The organism is Natronospirillum sp. (assembly GCF_022565775.1).
Lineage (GTDB): Bacteria > Pseudomonadota > Gammaproteobacteria > Pseudomonadales > Natronospirillaceae > Natronospirillum.
Map to the genome: position 1 here is coordinate 1 of NZ_JAIUMC010000108.1, position 9,996 is coordinate 9,996.

General features: G+C 57.7%; 10 protein-coding genes and 1 pseudogene. 9 read left to right on the forward strand and 2 right to left on the reverse strand.

Translation table 11 applies throughout. The features are described 5' to 3' along the window. Positions 1-109: 109 nt before the first annotated feature. Complete coding sequence (locus LAT62_RS14565; protein WP_293385528.1) at positions 110-1,228, reverse strand: 1-acyl-sn-glycerol-3-phosphate acyltransferase; 1,119 nt, start codon at positions 1,226-1,228, stop codon at positions 110-112. A gap of 160 nt (positions 1,229-1,388) precedes the next feature. Here LAT62_RS14565 and LAT62_RS14570 point away from each other — a divergent pair, with 160 nt between their 5' ends. From LAT62_RS14570 to LAT62_RS14600, 7 genes are all read left to right on the forward strand, one after another. After that, positions 1,389-2,789 (forward strand): lyase family protein, encoded by a 1,401-nt coding sequence (locus tag LAT62_RS14570; RefSeq protein WP_293385531.1) that lies wholly within the window; start codon positions 1,389-1,391, stop codon positions 2,787-2,789. A 47-nt stretch (positions 2,790-2,836) separates the two neighbouring features. After that, on the forward strand, positions 2,837-3,757 hold the full coding sequence (locus LAT62_RS14575; RefSeq protein ID WP_293385534.1) for an exopolyphosphatase: 921 nt from the start codon (positions 2,837-2,839) through the stop codon (positions 3,755-3,757). A 170-nt stretch (positions 3,758-3,927) separates the two neighbouring features. After that, complete coding sequence (locus LAT62_RS14580) at positions 3,928-4,653, forward strand: hypothetical protein (RefSeq protein WP_293385537.1); 726 nt, start codon at positions 3,928-3,930, stop codon at positions 4,651-4,653. Between the two features lie 171 nt (positions 4,654-4,824). Beyond that, complete coding sequence (locus tag LAT62_RS14585; protein ID WP_293385540.1) at positions 4,825-6,024, forward strand: EAL domain-containing protein; 1,200 nt, start codon at positions 4,825-4,827, stop codon at positions 6,022-6,024. Between the two features lie 88 nt (positions 6,025-6,112). Continuing rightward, on the forward strand, positions 6,113-6,460 hold the full coding sequence (gene arsC, locus LAT62_RS14590) for an arsenate reductase (glutaredoxin) (RefSeq protein ID WP_293385543.1): 348 nt from the start codon (positions 6,113-6,115) through the stop codon (positions 6,458-6,460). Between the two features lie 13 nt (positions 6,461-6,473). Continuing rightward, a complete protein-coding gene (locus LAT62_RS14595) occupies positions 6,474-7,043 on the forward strand; it encodes an NAD(P)H-dependent oxidoreductase (RefSeq protein ID WP_293385546.1) in 570 nt (189 codons plus the stop codon). Between the two features lie 25 nt (positions 7,044-7,068). Beyond that, on the forward strand, positions 7,069-7,467 hold the full coding sequence (locus LAT62_RS14600; RefSeq protein WP_293385549.1) for a DUF2069 domain-containing protein: 399 nt from the start codon (positions 7,069-7,071) through the stop codon (positions 7,465-7,467). 16 nt (positions 7,468-7,483) lie between these two features. Here the strand turns inward: LAT62_RS14600 and LAT62_RS14605 are convergent, their stop codons facing one another. Further along, positions 7,484-8,164: a DUF3047 domain-containing protein gene (locus tag LAT62_RS14605; RefSeq protein WP_293385552.1), complete on the reverse strand. Its 681-nt coding sequence runs from the start codon at positions 8,162-8,164 to the stop codon at positions 7,484-7,486. A 237-nt stretch (positions 8,165-8,401) separates the two neighbouring features. Here LAT62_RS14605 and LAT62_RS14610 point away from each other — a divergent pair, with 237 nt between their 5' ends. Together LAT62_RS14610 and LAT62_RS14615 are read left to right on the forward strand one after the other, a co-directional pair. Continuing rightward, complete coding sequence (locus LAT62_RS14610; RefSeq protein ID WP_293385555.1) at positions 8,402-9,547, forward strand: FIST N-terminal domain-containing protein; 1,146 nt, start codon at positions 8,402-8,404, stop codon at positions 9,545-9,547. Then, positions 9,544-9,996: pseudogene (locus tag LAT62_RS14615) on the forward strand (hypothetical protein); the annotation flags it as partial. The gene LAT62_RS14610 and the pseudogene LAT62_RS14615, both read left to right, overlap by 4 nt.

Genomic DNA, 9,996 nt, shown 5'->3' on the forward strand with positions numbered 1-9,996 from the left:
TGCGCACAGGGATGTGCGCAGTCGAGCTGTCATGGATGACGTTTTTTGCGTGTCTCACAGGTATGTGCCCGAGCGTGGCGACGGGAAGGTGGTGGCATCAATCAGGACACTAGTCCGCATCCTGCTGTGACCGCACCGCATTGGCATACTGGGCAAGGATATAGGGCCGAAGCTCTGTGGGCTGCTGCGCCACACGCTCCCGCAGGGCCTTCGGCACCCAGGGCGGCGCTTCTGCCTCGGGGCACTCGTACAGCCAGCGATACGCCGTTTCATGCGTCTCGAACAGACGGTAGATGTGGTGAATCTGTCGATCAACCGCCACCGCCACTTCCGTATCATTCTGAAAGTGGTCTTCCTGCAGCGGCTTGCCGAATGACAGATGCACACGCCCCTTCCAGCCGCTCATGCCTTGCGCAATTGACCGCACGTCTTCGTCCTTGCCTTTCTCGTAGCCGCCCCGCTCAAGCTGATAGTAACGCTCACGCGCTTTCATGGTATCGCAGGGGTCCAGCTCATAGGCAATGGCAACAGGCACTATGTTCAGCTCCCGGACATAGTCTGCATAGGGTTTGTCCTTGGGTCGGCTGAGGCTGAACATGCCGATCACGGCGGGGTTGGTTTTGTCGATGCCGTCCTTGGCGCGGCCTTCGCGCTGGGCGATCCAGGTGTTGGCATTGTCCTGCACTATGGAGTGATGGATGTAAGCAGACAGTTTGCGCGCTTCCATCAGCTTTTCGCGGCGTCCCTTGATGGAGCGCTTGACGATAAAGCTCTTGTTGATGCGCATCAGGTCTGACACAAAGGGCTGGCTGAGCAGATTGTCACCAATAGCGATACGCACCGTCTGGAAGCCATGCTGATACAGGGCCCAGTTCATGAAGCCAGGGTCCATGACGATGTCACGATGATTGCTGACAAACAGGTAGGCCTTGTCCGGGTCCAGGCGGTCCAAGCCGGAGACGGTAAACGAAGAAGTTGAGCGTTCGACCAAACGCTTCATGTAGCCTTCCAGACAGCGCTGAAAGGCTTCCACCGTGCGCACCCGACTGAACCGCAGGCGCAGATAGAGCCCGACCAGGGGGCGTAACAGCCAGCCCCAGTTGGTTGCGGCATTGGGGAAAAGGAATGCAACGGCCGTGCGACGCAGATCCTGATCCCGAAGCAGGCGGCGCATGACCGCGGGCACCTCTGAATCGGTATAAGGACGAATATCGTCGAACTGCGTCATGCCTGCTCCCGAAAGAAAATACTGCCGGCGCTCTTTAGCCACCATACCACCGAACCGGCGCCATTATAGTCGAGCCGCGCGATATTGCACGATGTCGGCGCTACCATGCCGCATAACCGTCAGTTTTTGTCTATGCTTTACAAGCCGAAATGAAATTCCAATGACCAGAGAGGACAGGATGACCCGCAGGCCGCCAAGAACCGCCTACCGTACTGAATATGACAGTCTGGGCCCGGTGGATGTGCCGGCTGCTGCACTGTATGGCGCCCAGACTCAGCGAGCCGTCAACCACTTCAATATCAGCGGGCGCCCAATGCCCGCATTCTGGCTGCACACCCTGGCCCGTATCAAGCAGGCTGCCGCGCTCGACAATGCCGCCCTTGGTGAACTGGATCCGGCAAAGGCCGAGGCGATCGCTGAAGCCTGCCAGTCGATCATGGACGGTGAGCATCTGGAGCAGTTTCCTGTTGATGTGTTCCAGACCGGCTCCGGCACCAGCAGCAACATGAACATGAATGAAGTGGTGGCCACCCTGGCCTCTCAGGGTGGCCGCCTGACCGTTCATCCCAATGATGACGTCAATCGGGGCCAGAGCAGCAATGACATTGTCCCCAGTACCAATCAGTTGTCGGCCGCCCTGGCCGTGCGCGATCAACTGTTGCCCATGCTCGACCACTTGCAGCAGGGTCTTGATGATCTGAGCCTGCGTCAGGGCAGCCTGCTGAAGACCGGCCGCACTCACCTGATGGACGCCATGCCCTTGACTGTGGATCAGGAAATTGCCGGCTGGCAAGGCGTACTGACCGATTTGCGACAGGAGCTGGACGGCCTGCTGCCCCGCCTGTCCAGAATTACTCTGGGCGGCACGGCCGTCGGCACCGGTGTCAACGCGCATCCGCGGCTGGGCGATCGCGTCGCCGCTCGACTGGCTGCAGAAACGGGTCTGCCGGTCAGCCGCACCGACAACCACTTTGCCGCCCAGAGCAGCCAACACGATCTGCTGACCCTGTCCGGCACGCTGAAAAACCTCGCCACCTGGCTGATCAAGATCAGCAATGACCTGCGCTGGATGAACTCCGGCCCGCTGGCCGGATTGAGTGAGGCGCGGCTGCCGGCACTGCAGCCCGGCTCCTCGATCATGCCGGGCAAGGTCAATCCGGTGATTCCGGAGGCGGTAATTCAGGCCTCCGCCCAGGTGATCGGTAACGATGCCGCCATTACCCTGGGCGCCCAGAATGGTCAGTTCCAGCTCAATACGGCCATGCCGCTGGTGGCCAGCAATGTATTGACCAGCATCACGCTGCTGACCGGCAGCCTGCGCGTCCTGACAGATCATGCGCTAGCGTCATTCGAATATGACGAGGCAGCCCTGTCAGCCCCCCTGACACGCAACCCGATACTCGCTACGGCACTGAACAATGAAGTGGGCTACAATAAAGCAGCGGAAATCGCCAAAGCCGCCTATGCCACTGGGCGGCCCATACTGGATGTGGCGCTGGACATGACAGAACTGTCGGAAGAGCGGTTACGTGAATTACTGGACCCGGCCAGGCTAACCTGACAACCGGGGTATATCCTGAGACAACAGCATTCAGACAGGAGCGACCTATGGGAGATCAATTCCGCCTGGTGACACGCAGTGACTTTGATGGTCTGGTCTGCGCGGCACTGCTCAAAGAACTGGACATGATTGATGACATTCTTTTCGTGCATCCCAAGGACATGCAGGACGGCAAGATAGAGATCACTGACCGGGACATCACCACCAACCTGCCTTATGTGCCCGGTGTTTATCTGGCGTTCGACCACCACTTCAGCGAAACGCTGCGCAACGCGAAGCACGACAACCACATCATTCACCCTGATGCGCCTTCCGCAGCGCGGGTGGTTTTCGATCACTATGGTGGCGACAAGACGTTCAAGACCATCAGCAACGATCTGATGGAGGCGGTCGACAAAGGGGATTCGGCACAGTTTTCGGCAGAGGAAATACTGCACCCTCAGGGCTGGGTGTTGCTGAACTTTCTGATGGACGCGCGCACCGGGCTGGGCCGGTTCCGTACTTTCCGCATCTCCAACTACCAGTTGATGATGCAGCTTATCGATGCCTGCCGCGAAATGGATATAGACCGGATTCTCGAATTGCCCGACGTGGCCGAACGGGTTGAACTGTACAGGGAACATGAGCCCATGGCGATAGAGCAAATCAGCCGCTGTGCCGAAGTCAAAGACAATATCGTGCTGCTCAATCTGCAGCAGGAAGACCCCATATGGCCGACCAACCGCTTCACGGTCTATGCCCTGTTCCCGGAGTGCAATGTATCGATTCACCGCATGTGGGGTCGCCAGCAGAAGAACACGGTGTTCGCCATCGGCAAGTCCATTCTGAACCGGTCCAGTGAGGTCAATATCGGTGCTATCTGCCTGCACTACGGTGGTGGCGGACACGAAGCCGCCGGTACCTGCCAGGTGGACAATTCCGAAGCCGAACGGGTGGAAGCCGAGCTGATAGAGAAACTCGCGGACTGAATCCCGCTGCTTTGCACCGCTTTTGCATCGACGGCTCTGGTCAACGGAGCTCAGGCTGTTCAGAATAAGCGGTCAGAAAGTTATGCGCGGAGAAGTCGTTGATGCAGCCCAGCCCATTGGGAATGTCGGGAACTGAACCGAGCCCGCGGCATGGCCGACTGGGCGGCTGTATGCTCCTGCTTGGCTGCCTGCTGGCAATCACCCTGGCAGGCTGCTCCAGAGACTCCAGCACGCAACGCTATGCCACTGACGAGATCAATCTCAGTCTTATTGCCCTGCGGCACAATGATCAGCTACTGGTTCAGGTCACCCTGTCGCCGGAGAGCGACCCTGATGCGCGCGTCCAGTTGGGGCGCAATGACCGTTTGCTGGCGTCACTCAATGGCAAACATCATGCACTGGAAGAACAGTGGAACGGAGTCTACTCAGCGCAGATTCCCTACACCGAAGGCATTCTGCTGGTGAATTTCGAGCGTACTGGAAATTTCGATTCAGCACCCAAGACACGCCTCCACCTGCCGGTATCACCCGAATTCCAGAGCCCGCCACGACATGCCCTCTTCCACACCCAGAATGACGCCATCATTCCACTGGTCTGGACCGGTATAGCCACCGAAAACGGGCACTATGAATTGCGCTGCAACAATCGCAACGAAGGGTCTGTTCAGTTCCACGGCACTTTCAGCACCAATGAACGACAGCGGGTCAATATTGCTGTTGATGAACTGCTGCATGACCTGATAGACAATAACCGGCGTGGGTTTTGTGAGGCCGCCTTCAATCTGCGTGGCATTTCAACCAATGGGTCTGTATCGCCGGAGCTGGCCGGGGGCGATGTGCTGTTTGAAAGCAACGTCACGCGCAACGTCATCATCCGGCACAACGCCCTGTTTTGATGCAGGTGATGAAATAACCAGATATCCTGCACTCCTGTAGTGCATTCCTCGCTGCACCAGGCCCTGGCAATTCCTGTCAGTCACCGGAAAAGTGCGAACCTGCGCCAAAAACTGGCATAATGGCGTTTTTCTTGCAGGCTTACGAATCATATTCCGAAAGTAGTACTCCTGATGACCATGATTGATCCGAAGTCTCTGGTCGCCGGCCTGCAGCCCATTGTGGATATCGCACGCGGCACCATCGTAGGTTACGAAGTACTGGCCCGGCGTTGGAATGCAGATGAGACTGGCCTCGACAGCCTGGGACATCTGTTTTACGGCGGCCAGATTCCCTCGCGGGAATTGCTGGAACTGGACCGCCTGATCCGCCGGCGCGCCATCATGCGCATCGACGAGGTGCCCGGAGATACCTTTATTTCTCTCAACATCAGCCCTGACTGGATCAATCAACTGACAGCCTGGACCACCACACCACTGTTGCAGATGCTGGACCGGGCAGGTGTAGATCCCCAGCAGATCGTGCTCGAAATTACCGAGCAGCCAGGCACCCTGGGTACTATGAAGCAAGTCGTCAGACGTTATCGCGAAGAGGGCTACCGAGTCGCTATAGATGACTTTGGCGCCGGCAGTTCGCACATGCATCGGATCATGGAACTGGAGCCAGACATTCTCAAACTGGACATGAAGCTGTTCAAGAATGCAGCCAATCAGGGGCAGCACTATGATTTGGTGCATGGTGTCTCCCGCCTGGCGGAAAAGACGGGCTGCCAACTGGTATGCGAGGGTGTGGAGACGACTCAGGAGTTCAACTTCGGACTCGAGTTGGGCGCAGCCTGGATGCAGGGCTTCCTGTTCTCACCAGCCGGTATCGATATCCACCCTACCAATCACTTCCGGGGCACTATCGACACCCTGCGCAATCGATTCCTCACCCAGAAGCTCGATGAGCACCAGAAGTACCATCAGGTTGAACAACAGGTTCAGGCGGAATTGCGTTCTCTGCGCGAATACTGCCTCACCAGTGACCCGGTCAGTTTTCCCCTGCCAGAAGAAAGCCTGCTACTCAGATTCTATATCTGTGATGCCCGGGGCACACAGCTATCACCCAACTTTGATGTGCAGTCCGGCGTGATCACTGCCGACCCTGAGCCGGAGGGTGTCAATTGGTGCTGGCGCCCGCATTTCTACAAGCTGCTGGCAACCCGCAGGACTCAGGACCTCGAGTTCGTGGCCTCCGGGCAATATCGGGACATGCAGACACGCCTGTCGTGCCGTTCCTATGCCACCGCGCTGGACGGGGACCGCTACCTGCTGGTGGATGTGCTGCAACCTGACGATTCGGCGCAGCGGCTCAGAACAGTGTCGAACTAACCAGTCGGCACGCCTGGTGCAGCATCACATTGCGCCTTGACGCCCAGGCAGTTATCCTTCTTCTGCAAAGTGATCAGAAGGAGGCAGGATGCAGGTAACAATCTGGCACAACCCGAGGTGCAGCAAGTCCCGGCAAACCCTGAAACTGATCGAAGATAACGGTATAAAGCCAGACGTTCGGCGCTATCTGGACGACCCGCCCTCCATGACCGAATTGCGCCGCGTGCTCGGCCAACTGGGCTGCACTGCCCGCGACCTGGTCAGGGTAAAAGAACCCTTGTTCAAGGAACTTGGACTGAACAATGCCGGCGCCAGTGAAGCCCAGCTGCTGGCTGCTCTGGTAGAACACCCCAAACTGATCGAGCGACCTGTGGTCATCTCCGATAAGGGCGCAGTCATCGGCCGACCGCCGGACAACGTACTGCAGATACTTTAAGGACCGGCAATCCGTGACCCCCTACATACTGATTTTGTTCTACAGCCGAGGTGGTCGTACTGCCGACTTGGCGGAGGTTCTCGCTGAAGGCGTGTTGTCGGCATCGGGAATGGAGGCTCGTTTGCGCACTGTCCCCCCTCTGGGAGGGCAGCCTGAAGATAATGATTATCTGTACTGTGAAACCGCGGACATGGTCGGCGCGGCCGGCCTGGCGATGGGCAGCCCTACTCGCTTTGGCACCATGGCCGCGCCGCTGAAGCACTGGTGGGAACAGACAACCCCCCAATGGCTCAACGGGGACCTTGTTGACAAACCCGCCTGTGTGTTCACTTCGACCAGCACTCTGCATGGTGGTCAGGAGGCAACCCTGTTGTCCATGATGCTGCCGCTGTTACATCACGGGCTGATTATTGTCGGCACGCCCTACAGTGAGACAGTACTGCATACCACAGAGAGCGGCGGCTCACCCTACGGCCCCACGCACTGGGACAAGGATCAGCGCTCCCTGAGTCGAGACGAAAAGACACTGGCCAAAGCACAGGGCCGTCGCCTGGCTCGACTGGCAATGGCGCTGCAGACCTGACAGAAAACCAAAACTGGAGAGATCCTTGCCGGAACCAAGCAACACCTGGACACTGAAAATGCGTGCCGAGAAATGGCAGCATGCCACCTGGATCAGTTACTGGCTGGTCATGGTGACCTTCGCCATCAATACAACGGCCAACGCGCCCTCGGACATGGCACTGGGTCCAGTAGTCACTGCCGGCATGACATTCTGGCTGTTGCAGACCCTGCCCCTGTGGCTCTTCTTCCCGCCCATGAAGAGACGTAATGTCAAGGGCCTGAGCTGGTTCAGCTACTTGGTTCTGCTGTACATTCCCTTCTGTATCGTGGGCGCATTTCAACCCCCGCACTGGTCGGGCGTGCTCGCCACCCTGGCCATTCTGCTGCTGTTCTTCTGCAACGCCTTCTGGGTTCGAGCTCTCAAGCGACTGCGTGACGCCTGAGGCAGCGGCTCAAGGATTATTCCGCCATGAGTCGGATTTCGCCATACCAGGCTTCAATCGGTTCGCCGATATCATCACAGTCGGTCATGATGGCGAAGGCATTGATCCGATCCAGATCCCGTCCGTGAAAGCGCTGGAAGTCTTCCTTCAGGTTGCGCCGCTCGGTGACCCAGGTTCCGGGTGCCTCGGACGGCCCCGACTGCATGGCGACCATGTGGGCTCTTCGCTGATAGGCATTCGCCCAATCTGAACCCTGCGCCTTCTCGCTGGCCCAGACATAGTTCAGTGCCCGGGTACTCCAGATTCGAATGCGATGTTCGTCAACTGCATAGATTCGGGCCGGGTAGTCATCTCCGGCTCGGGTTGTTTCATCATTACCGGAGAAGGTGTCATCCACACGCCATTCCCACTCGACAACCGGAGTCGCATTCAGGTCCACATCATCTTGCAGAAACAGACCGGACGCTGTCCCTCCTTCACAGATAGCATGCACTGCACTGCGCCCATCGACTTCGACCAGTTCATAGCGTGTTTCACCTGCAAAAGAGTGTGGCTCCCAATCGATAATGTCCCCAGGGGTAAATACAATATCTTCGCCGTATACCTGCAGGCTGGCCAGGGCCAGCATGAGGGCACAGGCTGCAGGGCCCGTGAGGGTCAGGCACTTACTGATGGTCGGCAACTGGCAGTTCACCATTGGCACTCCTATTGTAATGGCCATGAGGAATACAGTAGCTGCAACCGGATGGATGACCGAGCGCCAGAATAACAGCGCACCGCAAGACAACCCAGCATACGCAGGCTGGGTACTATGAGTCCGAAGACGTCGTTAAGTTCCGGCCATCAGTTTTTCAAGCAGATTGACCGGTTGTTGAATCGTGAACTAGACTTAAGACAATAAGTAGTAATGGGTATCCCAGGTGACGGTCTGACCATGGTACAAGTCCTCACAGCTCATACCCGAAAGCAGGATCCAGCCGCCGCAGTTAAAGAAGTACATGACCAGATCTCCCACCAGACATCGAGTCTTGTTCTTTTCTACTGCTCTTCCGAAATGGACCTGCCGGCGCTGGCCCAGGCCTTCAACGACCAGTTTCCGGGCATCCGGATAGCCGGCTGCACCTCTGCCGGAGAAATGGGCCCGCTGGGCTATATTGACCACAGTCTGGTGGTGTTGTCCTTCCCCGACGAGCTGTTTGCCTTTTCTTTCAGCCTGCTGCAAGACCTGTCGGACCTGAGCATGCAGGAAGTGCATGATCGCGCCCAGACAGCCAAACAGACCCTCTATCAGCATCATGATGCCAGCATGTTGCAGCAGTGCTTTGCCCTGCTGCTGATTGACGGCTTGTCACTGCGTGAAGAGCCGGTCACCAGAGCCCTGTTCAACAGTCTGCAGGGCATTCCGTTAGTGGGTGGCTCTGCCGGAGACAATCTGCATTTTCAACGCTCGCAGGTATTTCTCGACGGGCAGTTCCACGATGACAGCGCCGTGCTCCTGCTCGCCGGCACGCCCTGCCCCATCCGCCCTTTCAAGAGCCAGCATTTCGAAGCCGGGAACCAGCGCATGGTGGTTACCCGGGCCGATGAAGCAACGCGTCGCGTGCTGGAGATCAACGGCCTGCCTGCCGCACCGGAATATGCCCGCATGACCGGTGTCGATGTCGACAACCTGAACCCGATGCGTTTTGCAACTTCACCCGTCGTCGTCCTGATCAACGGCAAGGAATATGTGCGTTCGATTCAGAAGGCAAACGATGACAACAGCCTGACCTTTTACTGCGCCATTGAAGAAGGTCTGGTCTTCCGGGTAGCGCAGGGTGTGGATATCTACAACAATCTGCTGCAGACCCTGGAAGATGAAACCCGGGAGGTTCAGCCGCAGGTCATCCTGGCCTTCGACTGTGTGCTGCGCAAACTGGAAGTTGAACAGAAGGCGCTGCGCCCGGCCTTCTCTGAACTCTTGCGGCGGTTCAGAATTGTGGGCTTCAACTCTTACGGTGAGCAGTACCATGGTATCCACGTCAATCAGACCTTTACCGCGCTGCTGATCGGCGAACCCTCCGCGGAGGAAGGCAGATGACCGATGCTCCGCAGGGGAACAAGCTCAACGACTCGGAGCAGGAAATTGAGCGCCTGGAGCGGATAATCACTGCATTGATGGACAGGGCTGAACGCAGCCTCGACAGTCAGGGCTCTGATTTTGGACTCTTCCAGACCACACTGGCGCTGGAGCAGACCGTCGCTCAGAGAACACTGGAACTGGAAAACGCCGTAGCCGCGAACGACAAGATAAACCGGGATCTGCTGCGCCTCACCCAGACACTGCGCCAGGAAATCCAGGTACGCCAGGAAGCAGAAGCACTGCGGGCGGGTCAATACGCCATCCTGGAGAAAATCGCTGCCACCGCCCCGTTGGAAGAGGTGCTGGCCAGCCTGGCCATATGGACGGAGCAGCAGGATGCCAAGAGTATGGCGGAGGTGCGGCGCTTTTCTTGGACTGTTTTATGCTGCAATCCCCAGGCTCGCTCG

Coding starts and splice junctions, on each gene's coding strand:
- LAT62_RS14565 (WP_293385528.1), bottom strand. CDS start 1,228: ATGACGCAGTTCGACGATATTCGTCCTTATACCGATTCAGAGGTGCCC.
- LAT62_RS14585 (WP_293385540.1), top strand. CDS start 4,825: ATGACCATGATTGATCCGAAGTCTCTGGTCGCCGGCCTGCAGCCCATT.
- LAT62_RS14580 (WP_293385537.1), top strand. CDS start 3,928: ATGCTCCTGCTTGGCTGCCTGCTGGCAATCACCCTGGCAGGCTGCTCC.
- LAT62_RS14610 (WP_293385555.1), top strand. CDS start 8,402: ATGGTACAAGTCCTCACAGCTCATACCCGAAAGCAGGATCCAGCCGCC.
- arsC (WP_293385543.1), top strand. CDS start 6,113: ATGCAGGTAACAATCTGGCACAACCCGAGGTGCAGCAAGTCCCGGCAA.
- LAT62_RS14570 (WP_293385531.1), top strand. CDS start 1,389: ATGACCAGAGAGGACAGGATGACCCGCAGGCCGCCAAGAACCGCCTAC.
- LAT62_RS14605 (WP_293385552.1), bottom strand. CDS start 8,164: ATGGTGAACTGCCAGTTGCCGACCATCAGTAAGTGCCTGACCCTCACG.
- LAT62_RS14575 (WP_293385534.1), top strand. CDS start 2,837: ATGGGAGATCAATTCCGCCTGGTGACACGCAGTGACTTTGATGGTCTG.